28 protein-coding genes are annotated in these 24,011 nt (G+C 68.9%); 15 read left to right on the forward strand and 13 right to left on the reverse strand.

Translation table 11 applies throughout. From position 1 onward, the window contains the following. Nucleotides 1–8: 8 nt before the first annotated feature. The 5 genes from WG902_RS07240 to WG902_RS07260 form a co-directional block, all read right to left on the reverse strand. Nucleotides 9–428, reverse strand: a complete 420-nt coding sequence (locus WG902_RS07240) for a hypothetical protein (protein WP_340059273.1) — start codon at nt 426–428, stop codon at nt 9–11. A 22-nt stretch (nt 429–450) separates the two neighbouring features. Then, a complete protein-coding gene (locus tag WG902_RS07245; RefSeq protein WP_340059274.1) occupies nt 451–1,224 on the reverse strand; it encodes a LytR/AlgR family response regulator transcription factor in 774 nt (257 codons plus the stop codon). Continuing rightward, nucleotides 1,211–2,290, reverse strand: coding sequence for a sensor histidine kinase (locus WG902_RS07250; RefSeq protein WP_340059275.1), 1,080 nt, complete (start codon nt 2,288–2,290; stop codon nt 1,211–1,213). Before WG902_RS07250 ends, WG902_RS07245 begins: the two co-directional genes overlap by 14 nt. A 10-nt stretch (nt 2,291–2,300) precedes the next feature. Next, nucleotides 2,301–3,410, reverse strand: coding sequence for a sensor histidine kinase (locus WG902_RS07255; RefSeq protein ID WP_340059276.1), 1,110 nt, complete (start codon nt 3,408–3,410; stop codon nt 2,301–2,303). Between the two features lie 136 nt (nt 3,411–3,546). Beyond that, nucleotides 3,547–4,431, reverse strand: coding sequence for a LysR substrate-binding domain-containing protein (locus tag WG902_RS07260; RefSeq protein ID WP_340059277.1), 885 nt, complete (start codon nt 4,429–4,431; stop codon nt 3,547–3,549). A gap of 156 nt (nt 4,432–4,587) precedes the next feature. On the opposite strand from WG902_RS07260, the gene WG902_RS07265 reads away from it, so the two are divergent. From WG902_RS07265 to WG902_RS07320, 12 genes are read left to right on the forward strand one after another with little or no spacing between them, the layout of a single operon-like run. Beyond that, the gene (locus WG902_RS07265; RefSeq protein ID WP_340059278.1) at nt 4,588–5,469 is read left to right on the forward strand and encodes a dioxygenase family protein; all 882 of its coding nucleotides are present in this window, start codon (nt 4,588–4,590) and stop codon (nt 5,467–5,469) included. Further along, nucleotides 5,466–6,266 (forward strand): citryl-CoA lyase, encoded by an 801-nt coding sequence (locus tag WG902_RS07270; protein WP_340059279.1) that lies wholly within the window; start codon nt 5,466–5,468, stop codon nt 6,264–6,266. The genes WG902_RS07265 and WG902_RS07270 overlap by 4 nt, the downstream gene beginning before the upstream one ends. Continuing rightward, entirely contained in the window at nt 6,263–7,426 is a 1,164-nt protein-coding gene (locus WG902_RS07275; protein ID WP_340059280.1) for a CaiB/BaiF CoA transferase family protein, read from the forward strand. The genes WG902_RS07270 and WG902_RS07275 overlap by 4 nt, the downstream gene beginning before the upstream one ends. After that, nucleotides 7,423–8,394, forward strand: a complete 972-nt coding sequence (locus tag WG902_RS07280) for a Bug family tripartite tricarboxylate transporter substrate binding protein (protein WP_340059281.1) — start codon at nt 7,423–7,425, stop codon at nt 8,392–8,394. Before WG902_RS07275 ends, WG902_RS07280 begins: the two co-directional genes overlap by 4 nt. Before the next feature lie 28 nt (nt 8,395–8,422). Continuing rightward, the gene (locus WG902_RS07285) at nt 8,423–9,628 is read left to right on the forward strand and encodes an amino acid ABC transporter substrate-binding protein (protein WP_340059282.1); all 1,206 of its coding nucleotides are present in this window, start codon (nt 8,423–8,425) and stop codon (nt 9,626–9,628) included. 13 nt (nt 9,629–9,641) lie between these two features. Continuing rightward, nucleotides 9,642–10,502: a branched-chain amino acid ABC transporter permease gene (locus WG902_RS07290; protein ID WP_340059283.1), complete on the forward strand. Its 861-nt coding sequence runs from the start codon at nt 9,642–9,644 to the stop codon at nt 10,500–10,502. Further along, entirely contained in the window at nt 10,499–12,277 is a 1,779-nt protein-coding gene (locus tag WG902_RS07295; protein WP_340059284.1) for a branched-chain amino acid ABC transporter ATP-binding protein/permease, read from the forward strand. The genes WG902_RS07290 and WG902_RS07295 overlap by 4 nt, the downstream gene beginning before the upstream one ends. After that, a complete protein-coding gene (locus WG902_RS07300) occupies nt 12,270–12,986 on the forward strand; it encodes an ABC transporter ATP-binding protein (protein WP_340059285.1) in 717 nt (238 codons plus the stop codon). The genes WG902_RS07295 and WG902_RS07300 overlap by 8 nt, the downstream gene beginning before the upstream one ends. Continuing rightward, a complete protein-coding gene (locus WG902_RS07305; protein WP_340059286.1) occupies nt 12,983–13,600 on the forward strand; it encodes a nuclear transport factor 2 family protein in 618 nt (205 codons plus the stop codon). The genes WG902_RS07300 and WG902_RS07305 overlap by 4 nt, the downstream gene beginning before the upstream one ends. Before the next feature lie 2 nt (nt 13,601–13,602). Then, nucleotides 13,603–14,568 carry a Bug family tripartite tricarboxylate transporter substrate binding protein gene (locus WG902_RS07310; RefSeq protein WP_340059287.1) on the forward strand — a complete coding sequence of 322 codons (966 nt, stop codon included), beginning with the start codon at nt 13,603–13,605 and terminating at the stop codon, nt 14,566–14,568. Nucleotides 14,569–14,597: 29 nt separating this feature from the next. Further along, nucleotides 14,598–15,140, forward strand: a complete 543-nt coding sequence (locus WG902_RS07315) for an NADPH-dependent FMN reductase (RefSeq protein WP_340059288.1) — start codon at nt 14,598–14,600, stop codon at nt 15,138–15,140. Nucleotides 15,141–15,159: 19 nt separating this feature from the next. Beyond that, nucleotides 15,160–15,924 (forward strand): sulfite exporter TauE/SafE family protein, encoded by a 765-nt coding sequence (locus WG902_RS07320; RefSeq protein ID WP_340059289.1) that lies wholly within the window; start codon nt 15,160–15,162, stop codon nt 15,922–15,924. Nucleotide 15,925: 1 nt separating this feature from the next. On the opposite strand, the gene WG902_RS07325 is transcribed toward WG902_RS07320, so the two are convergent. The 3 genes from WG902_RS07325 to WG902_RS07335 are packed head-to-tail and all read right to left on the reverse strand — an operon-like array spanning nt 15,926 to nt 17,706. Next, nucleotides 15,926–16,117, reverse strand: coding sequence for a hypothetical protein (locus tag WG902_RS07325; protein WP_340059290.1), 192 nt, complete (start codon nt 16,115–16,117; stop codon nt 15,926–15,928). A gap of 52 nt (nt 16,118–16,169) precedes the next feature. Then, the gene (locus WG902_RS07330) at nt 16,170–16,829 is read right to left on the reverse strand and encodes an NUDIX hydrolase (RefSeq protein ID WP_340059291.1); all 660 of its coding nucleotides are present in this window, start codon (nt 16,827–16,829) and stop codon (nt 16,170–16,172) included. Between the two features lie 7 nt (nt 16,830–16,836). Beyond that, nucleotides 16,837–17,706, reverse strand: coding sequence for a nucleotidyltransferase (locus WG902_RS07335; protein ID WP_340059292.1), 870 nt, complete (start codon nt 17,704–17,706; stop codon nt 16,837–16,839). 149 nt (nt 17,707–17,855) lie between these two features. Between WG902_RS07335 and WG902_RS07340 the strand changes: the two genes are divergently transcribed. Further along, nucleotides 17,856–18,638 carry a metallophosphoesterase family protein gene (locus WG902_RS07340; protein ID WP_340059293.1) on the forward strand — a complete coding sequence of 261 codons (783 nt, stop codon included), beginning with the start codon at nt 17,856–17,858 and terminating at the stop codon, nt 18,636–18,638. A 16-nt stretch (nt 18,639–18,654) separates the two neighbouring features. Here the strand turns inward: WG902_RS07340 and WG902_RS07345 are convergent, their stop codons facing one another. The 3 genes from WG902_RS07345 to kefF form a co-directional block, all read right to left on the reverse strand. Next, on the reverse strand, nt 18,655–18,870 hold the full coding sequence (locus WG902_RS07345) for a hypothetical protein (RefSeq protein WP_340059294.1): 216 nt from the start codon (nt 18,868–18,870) through the stop codon (nt 18,655–18,657). Nucleotides 18,871–18,978: 108 nt separating this feature from the next. Then, nucleotides 18,979–20,814 carry a glutathione-regulated potassium-efflux system protein KefC gene (gene kefC / locus WG902_RS07350; RefSeq protein WP_340059295.1) on the reverse strand — a complete coding sequence of 612 codons (1,836 nt, stop codon included), beginning with the start codon at nt 20,812–20,814 and terminating at the stop codon, nt 18,979–18,981. Further along, entirely contained in the window at nt 20,814–21,449 is a 636-nt protein-coding gene (gene kefF / locus WG902_RS07355) for a glutathione-regulated potassium-efflux system oxidoreductase KefF (protein ID WP_340059296.1), read from the reverse strand. Before kefF ends, kefC begins: the two co-directional genes overlap by 1 nt. Nucleotides 21,450–21,507: 58 nt before the next feature. Here kefF and WG902_RS07360 point away from each other — a divergent pair, with 58 nt between their 5' ends. Further along, nucleotides 21,508–22,125: a ParA family protein gene (locus WG902_RS07360; RefSeq protein WP_340059297.1), complete on the forward strand. Its 618-nt coding sequence runs from the start codon at nt 21,508–21,510 to the stop codon at nt 22,123–22,125. 15 nt (nt 22,126–22,140) lie between these two features. Then, the gene (locus WG902_RS07365; RefSeq protein ID WP_340059298.1) at nt 22,141–22,593 is read left to right on the forward strand and encodes a MaoC family dehydratase; all 453 of its coding nucleotides are present in this window, start codon (nt 22,141–22,143) and stop codon (nt 22,591–22,593) included. A 188-nt stretch (nt 22,594–22,781) separates the two neighbouring features. Here WG902_RS07365 and trmL read toward each other — a convergent pair whose 3' ends face one another. Together trmL and WG902_RS07375 are read right to left on the reverse strand one after the other, a co-directional pair. Continuing rightward, entirely contained in the window at nt 22,782–23,252 is a 471-nt protein-coding gene (trmL, locus tag WG902_RS07370; protein WP_340059299.1) for a tRNA (uridine(34)/cytosine(34)/5-carboxymethylaminomethyluridine(34)-2'-O)-methyltransferase TrmL, read from the reverse strand. Between the two features lie 28 nt (nt 23,253–23,280). Next, nucleotides 23,281–23,985: a ComF family protein gene (locus tag WG902_RS07375; RefSeq protein ID WP_340059300.1), complete on the reverse strand. Its 705-nt coding sequence runs from the start codon at nt 23,983–23,985 to the stop codon at nt 23,281–23,283. Between the last annotated feature and the right edge of the window lie 26 nt (nt 23,986–24,011).

The following is a 24,011-nucleotide window of genomic DNA, read 5'->3' on the forward strand; positions in this document are numbered from 1 at the left end:
CCGCGGGATCAGCCGGTGCTCGGCTTCCAGTCCTTGCCCTTCAACTCCACGATGTAGGTGCGCGTGCCGGAGCCGCCGATCACCTCCGCGGCGTGCGTTTCCGCGTCGGCGAAGAACACGTGGCCGGGCGGCACGTCCACCAGGCTCACCTTGCCGTTCTCGGTTTTCTTCAACTTCGCGCCCGTCAGCGACACCGTCACGTGCGCCGGGTGGTAGTGCAGGCCCTGCCCGCACACGCCCAGGCCGGGCCGGCTCTTGTACTCCAGCACCCTGACGCTGGCGTTGTCGACCACCACGCGGAAGCTGCGCGGGTCGGTGGTGACCGCGTCCTGCGCCATGGCCTCCTCGCCCACGCCAAAGGCGGCGAGCAGCGCCACGGCCTGGCGCCGGCTCAATGCGCGGGATTCCTTGCAGTCTTCATCGGCCATGGGACTCTCCTGCGGTGGGGTTTCACATCTGGCGGAACAGGTGGGTGTGCGCTTCGCTCACGGCCAGCGACTCGGCGCGGTTCTTCAGGCGCAGGCTCAGGTTGCCGCGCTCGTCGCGGATGACGCTGTCGATCGCATACAGGTTGACGATGGTGGAGCGATGGACCTGCCAGAACATCGCCGGATCCAGTTCATCCCCGAGTTCGCGGATGGTCTTGCGAATCAGCGCCTCCGAGTCGGCGGTGACCACGAGCGTGAACTTCTGGTCGGACTTGAAGTACAGGATCTCCTCTACCGTGATCAGCCGAACGGCCGCGCCTCGCGATGCATTGATCCATTGCAGGAAAGGACGCGGCAGGGAGGGCGCCGCACCGACGCGCGACAACGCGCCGCGCAGGTCGGCGGCGGGCTGCAGCAGCCGCTCCTGCACCCGGCGCAGCGTGGTCAGCAAGCGGTCGGCACTCGGCGGCTTGAGCACGTAATCGATGGCGCCCGCCTCGAACGCCTCCAGCGCGTGCGAGTCGTACGACGTGATGAAGACCACGTGGCAGGCGCCGGCGATGCGCCGGGCGACTTCCAGCCCGGTCAACAGGGGCATCTGGATGTCCAGGAACACGAGGTCGGGCTGGTGCTCCTCGATGGCATGCAGCGCCGCAACGCCGTCGGCGGCCCGGGCGACGATCTGCAGTTGCGGCCAGAGCGTGCGCAGCAGTTCGGCCAGCTCGTCGGCCAGCAGCGGCTCGTCCTCGGCGAGCACCGCCGTCGGCGCCCGGTGGGCGGTCTCAAGAGCTTTCATGGGGCACCCACATCTCGACCTGGGCCGCGCCGGCCTCGGTGGTGACGGACAGGCCGGCGGCCGAGCCGTCGATTTCGTGCAGCAGCGACCGCACGCGCGCGATGGTGGTCTCGGACGGACGCGCCGGCAAGCCGAGCGTCACGCGGCAGACGCCGCCCTTGCAGGTCGCCTGCAATGTGCAGGGCCCACCGCGCGAGCGCAGCGCGTCGTCCACCAGCGGCAACAGCGCGCCGGGGGGAAAGCGCGCATGCCGCGCTGGCTCGGACACGTCCACGCTCATGCCCCAGGTCGCCGCCTGGGCCAGCGACAGCAGCTGCGCGTAAGCGCGTGCGAGCTCGGCTTCGCGCGGAACGCTGGAGGTGTCGCTGGGCAGGCGCGGAAGCGAGGCACGCAGGAAGGCGATCAGTTCGTCCAGCAGGCGTTCCGCGCGCGGCGGGTCGCAGGCGTACGCCTGGCGCACCGCATCGAGCATGCCGAACAGCAGCGACGGATCGATGCGCGCCTGCACCGCCTGCAGGTCGATCTGCACCCGGCGGCGCCGCGCCTCGCGCTGCGCGGCCTGGGCTGCGGCGAGACGGGTTGCGGCTTCCTCGTGCAAGCGGCTGCGCCGCAGGAGCGCGAAGTACAGGATCGCCAGCGTGAACGAGAGCGCAAAGCCGTACAGGTGCATCGGAAGGGCGCCCTGCACCACGCCTTGCTCGATGAGGATGCGGCTGCGCCCCGCTGCCGCGAGGTTGGCCGCGGCCGCGCAGGCGCAAGCCAATGCCAGCCACAACGCGGCGCGGGCGATCCGGTCCAACCCCGCCACGAGGCGGGCGCCGGCATGGCCGGCGGCCAGCAGGGCCAGCCAGAAGACCGCCGCATACAGCAGCCACCACGCGGCCAGTTCCACCATGTCGGGGACAGAGGGCTGCTGCATCACGCTCAGCGCCCCGATGAAGAACCTCAGCGGCGCGGCGATGGCGAGCAAGCCGGCCATTGCCACGGCGCCGCGGGCCGGGGTGCCGCGCCAGAGGTTCTCGCTGGCGTCGGAGAGTGGCAGCACCGGGGCGGAGAGTGCACGCATGCGGGTGCTTTCAGCCCGTCTCGAGGGGAAGCTCGATGCACGCAGTCGCGCCTCGCGGCCGGCTTGCCGACAGCGTCAGGCGGGCGCGCCCGCCATGGCGCGCGGCAAGCTGCCGCCGCACGTTGACGAGCCCCACCCCGGTGCCGCTGCTGGCCGCGCCGCCGAAGCCCACGCCGTCATCGGCCACCTCGACCTGCAGCGCCTCACGCGTGCGCCGGGCCGTCACGCGCACGAGTCCGCCGCCGGCCGGTTCGACCCCGTGGCGGATGGCGTTTTCCACCAGCGTCATGGCGAGCATCGGCGGGAATGCCAGCGCGAGCAGCGACGCGTCGGCATCGATCTCGAAGGCCAGCCGCGCGCCCATGCGGATGCGGTACAGCTCCAGGAAGGCGCGCACCAGTTCCAGCTCGTCGCCCAGCGATCCGGTCGCGTTGCGCACCTGCGGCATCGCCGTGCGCAGGTAGCGCATCAGGCTGTCGATGGCCTCTGCGCCTTCCTGCGGCCGGGTGCGGTACAGCCGCCGCACGTTGCCCAGCATGTTGAACAGGAAGTGCGGCTCGATCTGCGCCTGCAGCAGGGCGAGCCGCTGTTCCGCGTCGCCCTGGCCCTGCTGCACGCGTGCCAGGTTGGCGCCGTGGGTGGCGGAATCGGCGCGCAGCGAGCGGCGGTGCAGGTCCGCGATGACGACCAGGAAGACCGCCGGCAAGCCCCAGTGCAAGGCGTCCGAGAGCAGCCGCAGCGGCGGCGGGAGGTGGCCGAAACCATGCGCGTAATAGGCATAGAGCAGCAGGGCGAACCCGGTGGCCGACGCGAACAGCAGCACGCACAGCAGCGCCAGCCGCATCGGCATCGCGACGGGCAGTGCTTCGTCGAGCAGCGTGTACACCAGCAGCAGGCCCGCTGCCAGCACGGCCAGTTCGGCGAAGTGTTCGAGCCAGGCGAGCGCGATTTCGGCCGGGCTGAAAAAGTCCAGCAAGGCCGGACTGACGAGCGCGCCCAGCGAGAGCAGCAAGGCGGTCAACCCGGCGGCGCCGGCCCGGCGGGCGTCAAGCGCGTGCAGGACGCGGACGCCATAAGCGCGGTCGCCAGGCTGGAACGCAAGCCGCAGTGTGCCGAGCATCGAACGCCCTGTGGGGGGAAGTGACCGCATTCTGCGCCCGGGGCGCTGGCGTGCGCCAGCCATTGCGACGGATGCGGCTGGCGGCCGATGGACGCCGCCAGGCGCGGACGAACGCGCCGCTCTGACGCGCAGCCTCCTAGGCCGCCGTCCCCGCCGCCCTGCGGATGATCTCCGCGAAGTGCTTGAGCACCGGGGAGCGCGTTGCGCCCTTCTGCCACAGCAGCCCGGGCGTACGGATCGGCGTCGGGTCCTCCAGCGGAATCACGCGCAGGTCCGCCGACTGCGACACCGCCGTCTCGGTGATGATGCCGGCCAGGTCGGTCTGCCGGATCAGCTCGATCATCGGCGCCACCGAGTTGAGCTGCGCAATCACCAGCGGCTTCGCCCGGGCCGCCAGGAAGCAGTCGTCCAGCAGCTTGCGGGTGAGGAACTGCGCGGGCAGCAACACCATGCGGACGTTGTGCAGTTCGACCATGCGCACCCGCCGGCGCCGCGCCAGCGGATGGTTGACGCCCACCACCAGCCGCAATTCCTCGTTGTACAGGGGCTCGAACCACAGGTCCCCGCCGTCGCCGGGCGGATAGGAGACCGCGATGTCCAGGTGCCCGGAGCGCAGCCGCTGCAGGATCCGGCCGGCCGCGAGTTCCTCCACGTTGACCTGCACGCTTGGATAGTGGTTCAGGAGCGTCGCCACGCACTGGGGGACCATGCGGGTGTTGAAGCTGGAGGTGGTGCCCAGGCGGATGCTTCCCATCACCGCCTCGGCCGGCGCGCGCAGCGCCTGCAGCCCCAGGTCGATCTGCTCCAGCGCGGGCGTCATGTGGCTGCGCAGGATCTCGCCGGCCTCCGTCATGCGGACCTGCTTGCCGCTGCGGTCGAACAAGGGCGTGCCGAGCTCATCCTCCAGCTGCTTGATCTGGTGCGACAGCGTCGACTGGGTGACGTGCAGGCGCTCCGCCGCCCGGGTGAAATTCAGGGTTTCGGCGATGGCGTCGAAGTAGCGGAGGTGGCGCAGTTCCATGTGCGGGTTCGCCCGTATTGCGATCGATGGCATCGATCATAACGGTCGAAATTCATCACTTTCATGCGGGGATGGCCATGCCTAGACTCGGCCGGACTACAGGAAAGCCCTGGGTCCCCGCCTTCGCGGGGATGACGGAATCCAAGGAGACAAGCCATGGCCCAACTCGAAGTGAGCGATTTCGCGCAGGCGGTGATCGACCGCATGGGGGACTGCAAGGACGCGCGGTTCAAGCTGATCATGACGGCGCTGGTCAAGCACGCGCATGCCTTCGCCCGCGAGGTGGACCTGACGCCGGACGAATGGATGGCCGGCATCCAGTTCCTCACCGCCACCGGCCAGAAGTGCGACGAGAGGCGGCAGGAGTTCATCCTGCTGTCGGACACGCTGGGCATGTCGATGCTGGTCGTTGCGCTGGAGCAGGCGCGCGGCGCCAAGGCGCTGAAAGACAAGCCCGGCGAAAAGCCGACCGAGGCGACGGTGCAAGGCCCGTTCTTCTGGCCGGGCGCGCCGAAGAAGGAACTGGGCGACGACATCGGCGCGGGCCACGGCGAGCCGACCCTGTACCACGGGCGGGTCACCGACACCTTCGGCAAGCCCGTCGCCCATTGCGAACTGGACGTCTGGTCGGGCGACGACGAGGGCTTCTACGACATGCAGAAGGGCGACAGCATGAGCCTGCGCGCCCAGTTCCGCACCGACAAGGACGGCAACTACCGCTTCTGGTCGATCAAGCCGACCTTCTACCCCGTGCCCGGCGACGGGCCGGTCGGCGCCATGCTGGCGAAGATGGGCCGCCACCTCAACCGGCCGGGCCACATGCACATGATGCTCAACGCGCCCGGGCACGAGCGATTGATCACGCACATCTTCGTCAATGACAGCCCGTACCTGGATTCGGATGCGGTCTTCGGCGTGCGCAACAGCCTGATCGTCGACTTCCCCAAGCACCCGCCAGGCAAGGCGCCGGACGGGCGCGAGATGAAGCAGCCGTACTACACGGCGAAGTACGACTTCCGGCTGGTGCCCTCCGCATGAAAATCGGCAAGGCCACGCAGCCGCGCTCCGCGATCTGCACGTCCAACGAAGACACCATCGTCGTGCGGGGCCACGACCTGGCGCGCGACCTGATCGGGCAGGTGAACTTCGGCGACTACTTCTTCCTGCTGTTGACGGGGCGCAAGCCCGACGCGGCGGCCAGCCAGGTGCTCAACGCGACGCTGGTGGCGATCGCCGAGCACGGGCTGGTCCCGAGCGTCCAGGCCGCGCGCATGACGATGGCGGCGGCGCCCGACGCGATGCAGGGCGCCGTGGCCGCGGGGCTGCTCGGCTCCGGCTCCGTGATCCTCGGCGCATCCGAAACGGCGGGTCGCCTGTACGTCGAGATCGAGGAAGAGTCGAAGAAGACCGGCGACCTGCGGGCAGCGGCCAAGGCCGTCGTTGCCGGCCGGCGCGAGCGCAAGCAGGCCATCGCGGGCTATGGCCACCCGGAGCACAAGCGGCGCGACCCCCGCGTCGACGCCCTGTTCGCCGTGTCGCAGCGCGCCGGCGGCGGCCAGCGTTTCGTCGAGATCGCCAAGGCGGTGGAAGCGGTGATCCCGGAAGTCATCGGCAAGGACCTCAAGCTGAACGTCTCCGGCGCGATCCCCGCGGTGTTGCTTGGCGTCGGCTTCCCGGTGGCGGCCCTGCGCGGCGTCCCGATGCTGGCGCGCACGGCCAGCCTGATCGCGCACCTGAACGAGGAACTGAGCGACCCGATCGGCTTCGCACTGTCCTACCAGGCCACGCGCGAGTTCGAATACACGGGCGACCTGCCGACGGAGGGTGGCAAGTGATCAAGGTCCTCGACGGCGTGCGGGTGCTGGAGCACGGCACCTTCATCACCGGCCCCGCCGCATCGATGCTGCTGGCGGACCTGGGCGCCGACGTCGTGAAGGTGGAGCTGCCCGGCACCGGCGATCCCTTCCGCGCCTTCAAGGGCGGCCTGTACTCGCCGCATTACCAGACGGTCAATCGCAACAAGCGCAGCGTCACGCTCAACACCAAGCAGGCGGCGGACCTGGAGAAATTCGACACGCTGGTCAAGGACGCCGATGTCTACATCCAGAACTTCCGCCCCGGCTTCGCCGAAACGATAGGCTGCGGCGTCGACCGCCTGCGCGGCATCAATCCGCGGCTGGTCTACTGCGGCATCAGCGGCTTCGGCAGCAGCGGGCCGGCCGCGCATCGCCCGGCCTACGACAGCGTGGCGCAAGCCGCCAGCGCCTTCCTCGGGCTGCTGGTCAACCCGGCCAGCCCGCGGGTCACCGGCCCCGCCATCGCGGATCTCGTCACCGGCTTCTACGCCGCCTACGGCATCCTCGGCGCGCTGTACGAGCGCGAGCGCACCGGCGTGGCCCGCACGGTGGAACTGTCGATGTTCGAGGCGATGACGCACTTCAACCTCGATGCGTTCCAGCACCTGTTCTCCGCCAACGAGGTGATGGGGCCTTTCAGCCGCCCGAGCGTGTCGCAGTCGTACGTGTTCGCCTGCAAGGACGCCAAGTGGCTCGCGCTGCACATGTCGTCACCGGAGAAGTTCTGGCAGGGCCTGGCCAACGCGATGGAAAAGCCCGACCTGTTCCAGGACGAGCGCTTCGCCAGCCGGCAGGCCCGCATCGCCAACCAGGAGACGCTGATCGAGGTGATGCAGCCGATCTTCGCCGCGCGCGACCGCGCCGAGTGGTGCCGCCGCCTGGACGCCAACGACGTGCCGCATTCCCCGATGTACACCACGGCCGAAGTGCCCGAAGATGCCCAGGCCCGGCACCTGCAGTTGTTCGTGGAGACCGAGCATCCCGTGGTCGGCACCTTCCGCACCGTCCGCTCGCCCGTCTCGTTCGACGGCCAGCGGCCGCTGGAAGTGACGGCGCCGCCGGTGCTGGGTGAGCACAACGAGGAACTGGCGCACGGCTGGAAGCCGCGCGGCACGCCCGTCAAGGAGACAAGCAAGTGAACACGCGCCGTATCGCGCTGGCCGCGCTGGCCGGCTTCGCACTCACCGTGCCGCTGTCCGGCGCCGCCCAGGAATTTCCGACCCGGCCGCTGCGCATGATCGTGCCGTTCGGCCCGGGCACCACCACCGACATCATCGCGCGCGTGTTCGCCGAGGCCATGGCCAAGCCGCTCGGGCAGGCGGTGGTGGTGGAAAACAAGGCGGGCGCCGGCGGCAACATCGGCAGCGACTTCGTCGCCAAGGCGCCGGCCGACGGCTACACCATCGTCATGGGCACGGTCGGCACGCATGCCATCAACCCCGGCCTGTACCGCAAGATGCCGTACGACGCGCAGAAGGACTTCGCGCCGATCGGCTTTGCCGGCTACACGCCGACGCTGCTGGTGGTGGCCGCGAACTCGCCGCTGAAGTCGCTGAAGGACCTGCAGGCTGCCGCGGCGAAGTCCGGCGGCGTGAGCTTCGCCTCGGCCGGCAACGGCACCTCCGGCCACCTGGCTGGCGAGCTGCTGAAGGCGCGCCTCGGCGGCGAGATGGTGCACGTGCCGTACAAGGAAGGCGGGCTGGCGATGTCGGACGTGATGGCCGGCCAGGTCCAGTTCATGTTCTACCACCCGGCCGCCGTCATGCCGCACGTGAAGGGCGGCAAGCTGCGGGCGCTGGGCGTTTCCAGCGCGAAGCGTACCGCCGCCGCGCCGGACGTTCCCACCGTCACCGAGCAGGGCTTCGGCGAGTTCGACCTGGTCGCCTGGTTCATGCTGTACGCGCCCGCGGCCACCCCTGCGCCGGTGCTCGCCAGGCTGCGCGACGCGGTGGCGCAGGCCGTGGCGAATCCCGAGGTGAAAGCCAAGCTCGCCGCCCAGGGCCTGGAAGTACCGCTGCTCAAGCCGGATGAGCTCGCCACCTTCAACCGCACCGAAATCGCCAAGTGGTCCGAGCTCGTCAAGCGCTCGGGCGCGCAAGTGGATTGACAGCAGACCAACGACCAGGAGACAAGCCATGACCTTCACCCGCCGCCGCATCCTTTCCGCCACCGGCGCCGCCGGGGCCGCGCTTGCGCTCCCCGTGCTGGCGCAGGCGCCCGCCGGCCAGCCGGTGCGCATCGGCAGCACGCTGGCCCTCACCGGCCCGCTGTCCGCCACCGCGCTCACCCACAAGCTGGTGGGCGAGATCTACGTCGAGCAGTTGAACAAGCGCGGCGGCCTGCTGGGCCGGCAGGTGCAGTGGATCGTGAAGGACGACCAGTCCAAGCCCGACCTGGCGCGCACCCTGTACGAGCAGCTGGTGACCAGCGACAAGGTGGACCTGCTGATGGGGCCGTATGCGACCGGCGCCATCCTCTCCGCCATGGGCGTCGCCCAGCGCTACAACAAGGTGCTGGTGCACCACACGTTCGGCATCCCCTCGATGGCCAAGTACGAGATGCAGTTCCCGGCCTGGTCCCTCGGCCCGGACCCGCAGAACACGGTGTCCAACTCGCTGTTCGACATGCTCGCGCAGTCGAAGAAGCCGCCCAAGACGATCGCCATCGTCACCAGCAAGTTCCCCTCCATCCACTTCATGTCGCTCGGCGGCCGCGAGGTGGCCAAGAAGCGCGGGCTGAAGGAGGTGCTGTTCCTGGAATGGGACTTCGGCAACCGCGATTTCGGCCCGATCGCCGCGCGGGTGAAGGACGCCAACCCCGACCTGGTCTGGATGGGCGACATCGGCCTGGAAGGCAACATGCTGCTGGAGGCGATGAAAAAGATCGATTACGTGCCGCCGCTGCACTTCCACCTCTATCCCGCGCCCGGTCCCATGACCAAGTCGCCGGAGGGCGCCAACGCGCTGGCCGTGACGATCTTCGAGGAACACGTGCCCTTCATCAACGAAGGCACGGCCGCGCAGTTCGTGAAGGTCTTCAACGAGCGCGCCGCGGCGGCCGGCCTGCCGGACACGCACGTCGAGGTGCAGGCCGCCGCGTCGTACTCCGCGTGGCAGATCCTGGAGGCGGGCGTGCGCGGCGCCAACAGCTTCGACGACAAGAAGATCGCCGACTTCCTGCGCAAGAACAAGATCGACACCATCCAGGGGCGGCTGCGCTTCGACGGCCCGGGCAACTACGGCGACGACCTGATGAAGATCAAGCAGGTGCAGGGCGGCCAGTGGAAAGTGATCTGGCCGCAGTCCTTTGCCGCTCCGGGCGCCACGCTGCAGATGAAGTGAGGGCGCGGGCTCGATGACGCTCCCCAGCTTCAACCTGCTGGCGCAGGCGATCCTGTCCGGCATCTTCATCGGGGCGCTGTACGGGTTGATCGGGCTGGGGCTGGGGCTGACCTGGGGCCTGTTGCGGCAGATCAACCTGTCGCACTTCGGCCTGGTCTTCCTCGGCGGCTACCTCAGCTACCAGATGGCGACGGTGTGGCATATGGACCCGCTGTTCGCGCTGGTGCTGGTGCCGCCGGTGTTCTTCGTGATCGGCGTGGCGATGCAGTGGGTGCTGTCGCGGTTCCGGATCACGCCCTTCAACTCGCTGCTGGTCACCTTCGGCATCACGGTGGTGATCGAGGCTGGCATCCAGGCAGTGTGGACCGCGGACTACCGCAAGCTGGAATCGAGCTACAACGCGATGAAGTTCACCATCGGCAAGCTGTACGTGCCGATTCCGGAGCTGCTGACGCTGGTGCTGGCGCTGGCCATTTCGCTGGCGGTGTGGGCCGGCATGCGCTACACCGACCTGGGCAAGGCCTTGCGGGCGATGGCGGAAGACGGGCCCATCGCGGCGGCGTTCGGCATCAATTCGCGCACGCTGGAACTGGTGCTCGCCGGCGGCTGCGCGGCGCTGGCCGGGGTGGCAGGTGTGTGCCTGGCGCTGACGTTCACGCTGACGCCGTCGCAGATCTTCGCGTGGGTCGGCGTGGTGTTCGCGGCCGTGATGCTGGGCGGGCTGGGCAGCGCGCTGGGACCACTGGTGGCCGGCGTGATCATCGGGGTGAGCGAAGCGGTCACGATGGCCGTCGCCTCCCCGTCCTGGGCGCCGATCGTCTCGTTCTCGCTGCTGATCCTGATGCTGCTGTTCCGCCCCGGGAAACTGGGATGAAGAACCGCGCGTTGCTGGGCATCGGGTTGGCCGGTGCGGGGTTGGCCACGCTGCCCTGGCTCGGTCTTCCGTCCTTCTACGAATCCATCCTCTACCTGGTGTTCCACTGGGTGGTGCTGGCCGTGTCGTGGAACATCCTGTCGGGTTACTCCGGCTATTTCTCCTTCGGGCATGGCGCGTTCTTCGGCGTGGGGATGTACACCACGGCGGTGCTCTCCGGCAAGGCGAACTGGCCCTTCCTCGCCACCCTGCCGTTCGCGGCATTGCTGCCGGCGCTGCTGGGACTGTTCATCGGCTTCGTGGTGTTCCGCGTCAAGGCGGTGCGCGGCGAACTGTTCGCGCTGCTCACGCTGGCGGTGACCTTCGTCGTGGCGACCATCATCCTGAACACGCCGATCGACGGAGGACCGGGGATCTACCTCAATGCGGTGCAGGTGCCCAAGCTCGCGCCTTCGCCGTCGTCGTCGCTCTACCTGCTGATGCTGGCGTCGGCCGTGCTGACGATGGCAGCCTCCTACGTCGTGTATGCGTCCAAGCTGGGCATCGGCCTGTTCGCGATCCACGACGACGAGGACGTGGCGGAAGTGATGGGCGTGCCGACCTTCCGCTACAAGCTGGCGGCGTTCGCCCTGTCCTGCGCCCTGGCGGGACTGGCCGGCGGCATCCACGCGCTGTTCGTCTCTTACGTGACGGCTGGCGAAACCTTCAACATCACGGTGCCGCTGACGGTGGTGCTCATGAGCGTGCTGGGCGGAACGCGGCACTGGGCCGGGCCGGCGGTGGGCGCGACGGCGATCACCGGGTTGCTGTATTTCTTCACCGCGGGCGACTCCGCGGTGGCGGGGCGCGCCGCGGTCGGGGCCATCCTGGTGCTGGTGATCCTGTTCCTGCCGGAAGGGATCCTGGGGCGGGTTTTCGGTAAGAGGAAGAGGGTGGAAAAGGAGGTTGGTGCGCGCGACGAGGCCCTCACCCCTGCGCGTGCGCAGGCCCTCACCCCAACCCCTCTCCCGCAGACGGGAGAGGGGCTTTTGCGAGCAACGTCCGCCGCCCCGCTGCTCGAAGTGCGTGGCCTGTCGAAAGCCTTCAAGGGCGTGCAGGCGCTCGACAACGTGACGCTGCAGGTCCGCCAGGGCGAAATCCTCGGCTTGCTCGGGCCCAACGGCTCGGGCAAGTCCACCTTCATCAACGTCGTGAGCGGGCATTACCCGATGACGGCCGGTGAAGTCATTTTCGATGGCAGGAACCTGACGGGCGTGCCGGCGCACCGCATGGCGCGCGCGGGCATCGCGCGGACGTACCAGATTCCCCGGCCTTTCGCGCACATGACGGTGCTGCAGAACGTGTCGATGGTGGCGATGTTCGGCGGCGCCGCCTTGAACGAGAAGGACGCCGCGCGCGAGGCCTGGAAGTGGCTCGAGTTCACCGGCCTGCAGGCGCGCGCCAACGCGTTGCCGGAAGACCTGAACCTGCACCAGCGCAAGTTCCTGGAACTGGCGCGCGCGCTGGCGGCGCGGCCGCGGCTGGTGCTGCTGGACGAGGTGTTGTCCGGCCTGACGCCGGGCGAGATCAACGAGGCGATCGAACTGATCCGCCGCATCCGCGACCAGGGCTCGACCATCGTGTTCGTCGAGCACGTGATGCGCGCGGTGATGGCGCTGACCGATCGCATCGTCGTGCTGAACCACGGCAAGCTGATCGCGCAAGGCCTGGCATCGGACGTGATGAAGGACGAGGAAGTGGTCACCGCGTACCTCGGAAAGCCGGCCCATGCTTGAAGTCGCCAAGCTGCAGGTGAACTACGGCGCCGCGCCGGCGCTGTGGGACGTCTCCATCCGCGTCGACCGCGGCGAACTGGTCTGCGTCGTCGGGCCGAACGGCGCCGGCAAGAGCACGCTGATCAATGTCATCGCCGGGCTGCACCGCGCACGCGGCGGGCGGCTGTCGTTCGACGGGCGGGACATCACGCAGCTGGCCAGCCACCGTTTCTGCGCGGCGGGCATCGCGGTGGTGCCGGAAGGCCGGCGCCTCTTCACCGGCATGAGCGTGCGCGACAACCTCGAGCTGGGCAGCTACCTGCCGGAGGCGAAAGCGCATCGCGCGGAGTCGATGGACAAGGTGCTGGCCCTGTTTCCCGTGCTCCAGGAGAAGTTGCGCAGCCCGGCGGGCGCCCTGTCCGGCGGCCAGCAGCAGATGGTGGCCATCGGCCGCGCGCTGATGAGCCGGCCGCAATTGCTACTGTTGGACGAACCTTCGCTCGGGCTGGCACCCCTGATCGTGCAGCACATGTTCAAGGCCATCCAGGAGATCAACGCGGGCGGCACCTCGGTGCTCCTGGTGGAGCAGAACGTTTCGATGGCCATGGCGCTGGCGCGCCGGGCCTACGTGATGGAGGAAGGGCGTATCGTCGCCGACGGGCTGGCCAGCGACCTGGTCAACCGGCCGGAGATCCGCAAGGCTTACCTGGGTCTGGAGACGCATGAATGACTGACGACATGACCGACAAACTGCTCGTGCGCGAGCTGGTGGAGCGCTGGGCCGTGTGGCGCGACGCCGGCGACTGGGAGCGCTTCGCCACCGTGTGGCACCCGGACGGCGTGATGATGGCCACCTGGTTCCAGGGTCCCTTCCGCGATTTCATCCGCGTGACGCAGGAGGGCTGGAACAAGGGCGTGAGCATCCTGCACTTCCTGGGCGGCTCCGCCATCGAGGTGCAGGGCGACCGCGCCATCGCGCAGACCAAGATGACCATCTCGCAACGCGGCATGGTCGAAGGCGCCGATGGGCCGGTGCTGTGCGACGTGGTGTGCACCGGGCGCTTCTACGACTTCATCACGAAGCACGACGGCCAGTGGAAGGTGCTGCACCGCCAGCCGATCTACGAGAAGGACCGCATCGACCCCGTCGATCCCACCGCGCAGCTCAAGCTGGACACCGAATTCCTGGCCACGATGCCGGAGGGCTACCGCCACCTGGCGTACATCCAGACGCGCATCGGCTACAAGGTCAAGATGGACATGCCGATGCTCAAGGGGCCGGTGGTGCAGGAACTCTACCGACGCGGCGAGCGCTGGCTCGCCGGTGGCGTGCTGGAGCGCTGAAGATGAACCGCCGCCACATCCTCGCTGCATTCGCGCTCGCCTGCGCGGTGCCGCTCGCGCAGGCGCAGGGCTATCCCACCAAGCCGGTTCGCATCATCGTGCCGCAGCCTCCCGGCGGCGGCTTCGACACCGTGGGCCGCCTCATCGCCGACCGCATGGGCAAGGTGACCGGGCAGAGTTTCGTGGTGGAGAACCGGACCGGGTCCGGCACGCTGGTGGGCACCGATGCCGCCGCGAAGGCGCCGGCCGACGGCTACACGCTGCTGGTCGGGTCGGTCTCGAACCTCGCGCTCAACCCCGGCCTCTATCCCAACCTGCCGTATGACAGCCTGAAGGACTTCGAGCCCGTCGGCCTGCTGGTCGGCTACAGCTACACGCTGGTGGCGCGCAAGGACCTGCCGTTGCGCAACCTGACCGAAGTGCTGGCCCATGCGAAGGCCAACCCGGGCAAGCTGACCTACGCGTCCGCCGGTGTCGGCTCCGGACAGCACGTGCTGGCCGCGGCGCTCTGGCACCTCGCGAACGTGGAAGTCGCGCATGTGCCGTACCGCGGCGCGCAGCCGGCCTACCAGGACTTGCTGGGCGGCCGGGTCGACCTGTTCTTCGACCTGTCGCCCACTGCACGCGTACAGGTGGACGCCGGCAACGCCAAGGCGCTCGCGGTGTCCGGTTCGGCGCGCAATTCCATGCATCCGCAAGTGCCCACGGTGCTGGAAAGCGGCGCGGCCCAACTGGAACTCGAGTCGTGGTTCGGCCTGTTCGCGCCCGCGAAGACGCCGCCCGAGGTGTTGCAGAAACTGCGCACGGATTTCGCCAAGGTGGCCGCCATGCCCGACGTGCACGAAGCGCTGCTCAAGGGCGGCGGCAAGCCGATGGCGCTGATCGGCGACGATGCGCGTGCCGTGGTGCGGCGCGACGTCGACCATTGGTCGAAGCTGGTCAGGACGCTCGGCATCCGCGCCGAGTGAGTGAAACGTACATCCTCAAGAAAGAAGACATGAAAGTTCTCGCCATCTGCGGCAGCCTGCGCAAGGCATCGTTCAACGCCATGGCGCTGCGCGCCGCGCAGAAGCTGGCGCCGCAAGGCATGACGATCGAGGTCGCCGACATCTCCGCCATCCCGTTCTACAACGACGACGTGCGCGCCGCCGGCGAGCCGGCTGCCGTCGCCGCGCTGAAGGCGCAGGTCCGCGCGGCCGACGCCCTGCTGCTGGTTTCGCCCGAGTACAACTTCTCCGTTCCGGGCGTGCTGAAGAACACGCTGGACTGGATGTCGCGCCCGCCCGAGCCGCCGTTCGACGGCAAGCCGGTCGCGATCATGGGCGCCAGCGGCGGCCCCCTGGGCACCGCGCGCGGCCAGTACGACCTGCGCAAGATCCTGGTCTACATGAACACCTTCACCGTCAACAAGCCGGAGGTCTTCATCGGCAACGCGCAGACCAAGTTCAACGCGCAAGGCGAACTGACCGACGAGCCCACGGCGAAATTCATCGCGGACTTGCTGGTGTCGCTGCAGGCGCTGAAGAACCGGTTGAAGTAGACCAAGCGACAATCGTCGCTTGACCTTCCCCCTCATCACCGACTGGCAGTTCTACGCTGCCGCCATCCCCGCCGTCCTGCTGCTGGGCATCAGCAAAAGCGGCTTCGGTTCCGGCTTCGGCTCCCTCGCCGTGCCCCTGATGGCCCTCTCGGTCACCGTGCCGCGGGCCGCCGCCATCCTGATGCCCATCCTGTTCGTCATGGACATGATGGGCCTGGCCGCCTACCGGGGAAAGTGGGACACGAAGCTGCTTCGCTTCCTGGTCCCGTTCGGCCTGGTCGGTACCGTCATCGGCACCCTTTCCTTCAAGCTGCTCGATGCACGCCTGGTGGCCGGCATCGTGGGTGCCGTCACGCTGGTGTTCCTCGCCCAGCGCCTGCTCTTCCCGCCGCGACCCGACAGCCCGCCGCCGCCGAAATGGCTGGGAGCGCTGTTGACCACCGCCAGCGGCTTCACCAGTTTCGTCGCGCATGCAGGCGGACCGCCGGTGAACGCCTACGTGCTGCCGCTGCGCATGGCGCCGGTGACCTTTGCGGCGACGATGGGCGTGTTCTTCACCGCGATCAACATGGCCAAGTGGATCCCGTACGGCTGGCTCGGGCTGCTGGACCTGCGCAACATGGCAACGTCCGTGGCGCTGCTGCCCTTCGCGCCGGTCGGGGTGTTCCTGGGCATGAAACTGGCGCGCCACATCCAGCCGCACGTCTTCTACCGCCTCGTCTACGCCGGAATGTTCCTCACCGGCTCCAAGCTGGTGTGGGACGGCTTCCTGGCCGGACGCTAGGTCAGAAGCGGAACTGCAAGTGTTGCTGCTGTTCGACGGGTTCGCCGTAGGCTTCCTTGGCGCGGCGAATGCGCTCCATGTCGCTCAACAGGGTTTCCAGCGCCGTCTCCGAGCCGACGCCACTGCGGCCCCGGGGGACGCGGTACTCGGGAGGCCGGACCTCCGGATCCAGGCAGCGAATGCGATCTTCCATGGCGCAATGGACGGAATCGTACCCAAACTGCGCCCGTGCGCCAACTCCCGCGTCAGCGTCGCGCGAAGAGCGGCTGATCGAAATGGTCGACGCGGGTCGGGCGGCCGGCGATGCAGATCTCGCGGAACTGGTAGAGCAGCGCGGCCGTGGGCGCCGCGATCCATGCGTCGCCGACGGGCATGCGCAGGATCTGGCGGCCGGCGTCCTCGGAAGGCTCGAGCAGCGGCGCGTCGGCCCGCATGAATTCCGCCAACGCGATCCGGTGCACGCTGGCCACTTCCTCTTCATTCGCGACCAGGGTCCTCGCCTCGCCGCCCCAGAACACCAGGGGCGTGATGACGAAGCCGGAGCGGGTGACGTAGTCGTCCAGCGCGCCCAGCAGGTCGGACTCCGCCAGGCGCAGCCCGACCTCCTCGTCCAGTTCGCGCAGCGCCGCCTGCAGCGGACTCTCGTCTTCGTCGATGCGGCCGCCGGGCAGCGCCCACTGGCCCGCATGGTTGTTCAAAGTTTGCGCGCGGCGCGTGAGCAGCACCGCCGCCGATGTGCTCCAGCCTGGCGGCTTGGCCAAGCCTGGCACCTCGGCGCCCAGGCCTTCCTCGATCAACGTCAACGCCACCGCCGCTGTTCGCTCGGGCCCATGGGGAGCGCGGCGCACGTCCCATGCGTCCAGCCTTGACTGGATCCGGGCCCGCAGGTTCGCGTCGAGCAGCATCGCCGGATTATCGGGGCACGCCCTCCAGGGTGGCGGCATGCGCTGGCGCTTCCGCCTGCCGCGAAGGGATGGCTTCGGTCCACGTCGCGACATCTTCCGGCGTCATGGTGCTCACCGGCGTCAGCCGGCCGTCCACGTAGCCGAGCTGCTCCACGTCGTGCAGGTACTGCTCGCGCGAGAGCAGCGTGCCCGCGCAGACATGCGGGTCCTGGACCGGGGGGCGCGCAATTTCCGCCGCCATCCGGTCCAGCAGGGACTGCATGACCCACTGGGGGATGCGATGGCGCTCGCCCGGATAGATGTAGCCGAACAGGGACAGGTGCGCGAGCAGCACGCGCCAGTGCGGCCCGAAGCCTTCCAGCACCCGCGGCCAGTCGATGCGTTCGGCATTGGCCTGCAGCAGGTGGGCGATGTCGGCGCCGTCGTAGCGCTCGCGCTCCATGATGAAGGCCTTGGACAGCATGCCGTCTTCCAGGTTGGCGATGCGCACCGGCACGCCCAGGATGTCGGCTTCGGCGTTGTCCACGAACCAGCGGTCGTCCACCGGCGTGAGGCCGTTGCCCGAGTTGAAGATCAGGTCGATGAAGTCTTCGCCGGCGTACACCTTGGCCAGCCAGTGAGGGTAGGTCAACTCGGGGCGCCAGCCTTCTTCGGCCATCAAGGCCTGGACCCGGTCCAGGTCGCCGCGGCGAATGAACAGGTCCAGGTCCTTGGTGGATCGCCGGATGCCGGTGAAGCAGGCGTGCGCGAACGCGCCGCCAACCAGGAACGGCACGCCGGCATCCACCAGCACGCGCAGCGCGCGGCGGTAGAAGGCTGCGGTGTCCGGTGCGACCTCGTCCTCGAGGGACGGCGCCAGGGGCATGGTGGAAGACATCAGTGCAAGGTAACAATCGTCGGGCAGGGCGCCTCCCGGCCGGGAACCTGAGTGACGGCGAGAACGAACCTCACGCAGCGTCAGCATCCGCCTACAGTCGCCAAATGGTCCTCGCGGCACGATGGCGTCTCATCCGGAAACTTTCACCCATGCCAGCTTCCCCCTCCACCGTGCGATTCGCCGTCGTCGGCGACATCCACGTCACCAAGGACCATGCCGGCACGCTGCGTGCCTTCTTCGCCCAGGCCTGCAACGCCGCCGACGCGCTGCTGCTTTGCGGCGACCTCACCGACTACGGCACGGCGGAAGAAGCGCGGGTGCTGGCCGAGGAACTGTCGGTGGTGAACAAGCCCATCGTCGCGGTGCTGGGCAATCACGACTACGAATCCGGCACGCCGGAAATCGTCACGGACATCCTCAAGCACGCCGGCGTGCGCGTGCTCGATGGCGAGGCTTGCGAGATCGAGGGGGTGGGCATCGCCGGCGCCAAGGGCTTTGCCGGCGGCTTCGGCCGCGGCTCGCTGGGTGCCTGGGGCGAGCCGGTGATCAAGCTGTTCGTGAAAGAGGCGCAGCAGGAAGCGATGAAGCTGGAGGCCGCCCTGGCCAAGCTGCGCACGCCGCGCAAGATCGCGCTGCTGCACTACGCGCCGATCGCCGCCACCCTGGCCGGCGAGCCGCTGGAGATCTTCCCTTTTCTGGGCAGCAGCCGGCTGGAGGAGCCATTGCTGCGTTATCCGGTCGATGCCATCTTCCACGGGCACGCCCACCGCGGCGCGCTGGAAGGCAGGACCATCAACGGCGTGCCGGTCTACAACGTGGCCAAGCCGCTGCTGCAACGCTCGCGACCGGACCAGCCGCCCTTCCGCCTGTTCGAGTTGCCGCGCGAGGCGCAGGAAGAGGCGGCCGGCGCCGTCGCGGCGACGGCGACCTGAGCCCGGGCCTGCGCGCTCAATGCGGGCCGGCCGACTCCACCGCGGGCGCCGCCAGCTCGCGGCCCACCATGGCGCGGGCGTAGAAGTAGTTGTTGCGGGACTGCTCGGTGAGGCCGTCGATATCGACATGGCCCTGGTCGTCGCAAGGGAACGCATAGCCGCGCCCGCTGTCGAAGAGGGACCGGAAACAAAGCCGGAACCCCCCGATTTCGCCATGCCGTGCTGCGTTCATGCGGACCTCCGTCGGACTGCGGCCGCAGGTTGACGCGGCCTTCCTCCCACAACGGCCCATGGCGCCGGCGCGCTGACGAGCATTGCAAAGCGCGCGTGAATACTGTGACTAACGTTCGGAATCCCAGCCCGGCGTCCGCTCCTCGCCCTTGCGGCTGCGCTCGGCCGCCTCCTGGCGCTCGCGCGCCATCTGCTCCTCCAGCTGCTGCCGCCCCTCCTTGACCACGGCGATCAGGCGCCGGCGGTCCTTGTAGTGCGGATGCATCTGCTCGAACAGCGCCAGGTTGTGGCGGCGAAAGCGCATCGCCTGGCGACGCGCCTCGTGCGGCGGCGAGCCCAGCACCTCGAGCACGGTGCGGCCGCTGCGCAGGCTGGACTCGAACAGCTCGCGTTCCACCCGCATCACGCCGCGGTCGCGCAGCTGGTTCCAGTGCGTCACGTCGCGGGCGCGGGCCACCAGTTCGAGGTGGGGGAAGTGCTCGCGCGCCAGGTCGACGATGCGCAGCGACTGCTCCTTGTCGTCCACGGCGACGACCAGCACGCGGGCCGACTGCGCGCCGGCCGTGCGCAGCAGGTCCAGCCGGCTCGCATCGCCGTAATGAACCTTGTAGCCGAAGGCGCGCGCGGCCTCCACCATGTCCACGTCGTGGTCCAGCACCGTCGCCGCCACGCCCTGTGCGTTCAGCAGCCGGCCGATGATCTGACCGTAGCGGCCGAAGCCCGCGATGATGACCGGCGCGCTCTGCGGCTCGCTGAGTTCGTCGAGGGTGCGCGCGGTGCCGGCCGCGAGCCGCGCGCTCCATCGGTCCGCCACCAGCATCATCAGCGGCGTGAGCAGCATGGACAGCGTGATGGCCGCCACCAGCAGCGACGACGTCGGCCCGTCCAGCAGGCGGGCACCCAGGGCCGTCTGCAGCACGACGAACCCCACTTCGCCGCCTTGTGCCAGCACGACGATGAACACCGGGCGTTCTGCCTTGGGGATCGGCATCAGGCGCGTCATCAGCCACAGCACCAGGACCTTGGCGGCCAGGAAACCGAGCACGATGGCCGCGACCAGCATCGGCTGCCTCATGACGACGGCGAAGTCGATGGTCATGCCGATGGCGATGAAGAACAGGCCGAGCAACAGGCCCTTGAAGGGCTCGATGTCGGTTTCGAGTTCGCGCCGGTACTCGCTCTCCGCCAGCAGCACGCCGGCCAGGAAGGCGCCGAGTGCCATCGACAGGCCCACCGAGTGCATCAGGAAAGCGGTCGCCACCACCATCAGCAGCGCGGCGGCGGTGAAGATCTCCGGCGATTCGCTGCGGGCGATCCAGCGCAGTGCGGGTCGCAGCAGCAGCCGGCCGCCGAGGACGATGGCGGCGATCACGCCGACCGCCTTGGCGCCGGCCAGCCAGCCGCCGCCGTTGGAGCTTGCCCCCGCGACAACCAGCAGCGGCAACAGGGCCAGCACCGGGATCGCTGCCACGTCCTGCAGCAACAGCACGCTCAGCGTGCTGCTTCCGGACATGGTGGGCATCAGGTTGCGGTCGGCCATCGCACGCAGGCCGGTCGCGGTGGACGAGTCCGCCAGCGCGAGCGATGCGACGAGCGCGATGCGCCAGTCCACGCCGCACGCCACCCCGATGCCCGTCATCAACGCCGCGGATCCGAACAGCTGGACGCTGCCCCAGCCGAAGATCGGCCGCCGCAGGTTCCACAGCCGGCGCGGCTCCAGTTCGAGGCCCACCAGGAACAGCATCAGCACCACGCCGAACTCGGCGAAATGCAGGACGTCCTGGACGTTGGGCACGAGCTTCAGGCCCCAGGGTCCGATGGCGATGCCCGCGGCCAGGTAGCCGAGGATGGCGCCAAGGCCGAGGGCGCGCGACACGGGCACCGCGATCACGGCGGCGGCCAGGTAGATCAGGCTGTTGGTCAGCCAGGCGGGCGCGTGTTCCATCAGCCCGCTGCCTCGTTGGGCAAGGGCCGGTCCGTCGAGGGAACGTCGACGATCGGGCAGGCGCCCAGTTCCGCGATCTCAGGCCAGTCGGGATAGCTGGAAAGCCGTTGCCGGAAGACCTCGACGTGCGCCTGCAGCTCCGGGGGCGTGGCGCGGTGTGCGCCATGCAACAGCAGCGGCGGCAGGAAGCGCATGCCGCACAGCGTGGCCGTCTGCTCGTAAGGCGGCAGGAAGGCATCGAAGAAGTAGCGGTTGTAGCCCTGCGGGTGGTACGAGGATTCGGGCCCGCCGGTGGTGGCCACCAGCCAGACGTCCTTGCCCTGCAGCGCGGTGCCGCCGCGTCCGTAGGCCCACCCGTAGCGCAGCACTTCGTCCAGCCACAGCTTCATCAGCGGCGGCATCGAATACCACTGGATCGGGTGCAGCAGCACGAGCAGCTGCGCCGCCTGGGCATTCGCCTGTTCGGCCGGCACGTCGATGTCGTAGTCGGGATAGCGGCCGTACAGGTCCTGCACCTTCACCCCTGGCAGGGAGCCGGCCACTGCCATCAGCTGTCGATTCACCCGCGATTCGCGCCAGTCGGGGTGGGCGGCCAGCACATAGACGTCGGCCGGCGGTTTTGCGAACTCATCCATGCCCGGTAACATAGCGCAAAGCGGTCCCGTCCGGGCCGCGCCACGCAGGAGGCCGATGATGCCGGTCGTCGTTGTAGCAAACCCCAAGGGCGGAGTCGGTAAATCCACCGTCGCCACCAACATCGCGGGCTACTACGCCAGCCGCGGCCACAGCGTGATGCTGGGCGACGCCGACCGCCAGCAGTCCTCCCGGCTCTGGCTGCGGCTGCGGCCACCCGAGGCGCGTCCGATCAGCAGCTGGGAAGTCGGCGAAGGCCAGATCGCCAAACCGCCCAGGGGCACCACGCACGTCGTGCTGGACACGCCCGCCGGCATCCACGGCAAGATGCTGCAGGAGGCCATGCACTCGGCGGGCAAGGTGGTGGTGCCGCTGCAGCCGAGCATCTTCGACATGTTCGCCACCCGCGCTTTCCTGGACGAGCTGGCGCAGCTGCGCAAGGCCGGCCGCATCCAGGTGGGCATCGTCGGCATGCGGGTGGACAGCCGCACCATCGCGGCGGACAAGCTGCAGGAGTTCGTCGACAGCCTGGGCCTGCCGGTGCTGGGATTCCTGCGGCCGACGCAGAACTACGTGCACCTCGCCGCGCGCGGGTTGACGCTGTTCGACGTTGCGCGGGGCAAGGTGGAGAAGGACCTGGAACAGTGGCAGGGAATCTGCAAGTGGCTCGACGCCTGACGTAGCATTGCGGCGATGAGAACCATCGCCACCCTCGAGGAATTGCGGTCGCTGGTCGGCCAGGAGGTCGCGGTCAGCGACTGGATCGAGATCACGCAGGAGCGCGTGAACCGCTTCGCCGACGCCACCGGCGACCACCAGTGGATCCACGTCGACGTGGAGCGCGCGAAGGCCGGCCCATTCGGCGCCCCCATCGCGCACGGCTTCCTCACCCTGTCGCTGATACCGACCTTCTTCGACTCCGCCATCCACATGCCGAGCCGGCTGTCGATCAACTACGGCCTGAACAAGGTCCGCTTCACCTCTCCGGTGCCCGTGGGCAGCCGCCTGCGCGCGCGCCTGGCGCTGCAGGCCTGCGACCCGGTGCCCGATGACGGCGTCCAGCTCACCTGGCTGGCCCGCGTCGAGCGCGAGGGCAGCGACAAGCCGGCCTGCATCGCCGAGACGGTTTCCCGGCGCTACGCCTGAGCCGGATCGGTTCACCAACGCGCAGGCAAAAAAAAGCCCGCGCGAGGCGGGCATCAAAGGAGTCTCGGGTTGCTTGGCCTGTCCCGGGATGAGGACAGGTCAAGGGGCAGATGCGGCAGCCGCGCGATGTTTCAAACACAGCACGGTGCAACGGAGTATTGCTTGTGTCGCGCGGGGTGAGGCAGCGTTCAGCCAGCCTCGTTGAACCCGTTCTGTCGCCAGGCCTCGAACACCGTCACGGCCACGGCGTTCGACAGGTTGAGGCTGCGCTGGCCCGCGCGCATCGGCAGGCGCAAGCGCTGCGCCGGAGCGATGGTGTCCAGGATGGCGGCCGGCAGGCCGCTGGTCTCCGAACCGAAGACGAGCCAGTCGCCCGGCAGGAACGCGACGTCATGGGTGCGCCGCGTTCCGCGCGTGCTCAGCGCGAACAGGCGCGCCGCATCCGGTTGTTGCGACGCCAGCAGTGCGCCCCAATCGGCGTGCTTTCGCACCTCCGCGTACTCGTGATAGTCCAGGCCCGCACGGCGCATGTGCTTGTCGTCCATCGAAAAGCCGAGCGGCTCGACCAGGTGCAGCGTGCAGCCGGTATTGGCCGCCAGCCGGATCACGTTGCCCGTGTTCGGCGGGATCTCGGGAGCCACCAGGACGATATGGAACATGCGGCGATTGTCGCGGCATGTGCGCGAACTAGTGCGGCTCGTCGGTGCGGGCCAGCACGAGGGCGCTGACCCGCAGCGCGCCGGCTTGCCGCACGGCCTGCGCGGCCGAATGGAGCGACGCACCGCTGGTCATGACGTCGTCCACCAGCAGCACGCAGCGCCCGGCGACTTCCGCGGCCCGAAGCGGATCGACGCCGAAGGCATGGCGCACGTTCAGGCTGCGCGCCTTGCGCTCGAGGGTGGCCTGCGAACCCGTCTCCCGCAGGCGCAGCAGGAGATGCGCTTGCGTGCGCGCCGGCGCCAGATTGTGCGCGAGCAGGAGGGCCTGGTTGAAGCCGCGCTCGGCCAGGCGGCGTGGCGCCAGCGGCATGGGCAGCACGAGGTCGGCCCGCGCGATTTCTTCCGCCGCGCCCGGGACGAGCGCCATGCGCCCGGCCAGCGCCCCGGCCCAGCCCGGCTCGCCGCTGAACTTGAAGCGCGCGACCAGGCTGGACCAGGGATAGGCATACGGCACGGCGGCAAGGCAGGCGTCGAGCGGCGGGGGTTCGCGCAGGCAGGCGCCGCACACCGGGGCGGCGCCGGTGAGGGGCAGCGCGCACAACCGGCAGCGATGCTGCGGCCGCGCGAAGACGGTGGCGCAGCCGGCGCAAAGCGCGCTGGCCGGCCAGGCCCCGCACACCGCGCAGCGGCTCGGCGGAGTCGTCAGCCAGCGGGGCAGCCAGGCGGCGCGCATCCGGGTCAATATACTTCGCAGCCCCC

The organism is Ramlibacter sp. PS3R-8, assembly GCF_037572435.1.
GTDB lineage: Bacteria > Pseudomonadota > Gammaproteobacteria > Burkholderiales > Burkholderiaceae_C > Ramlibacter.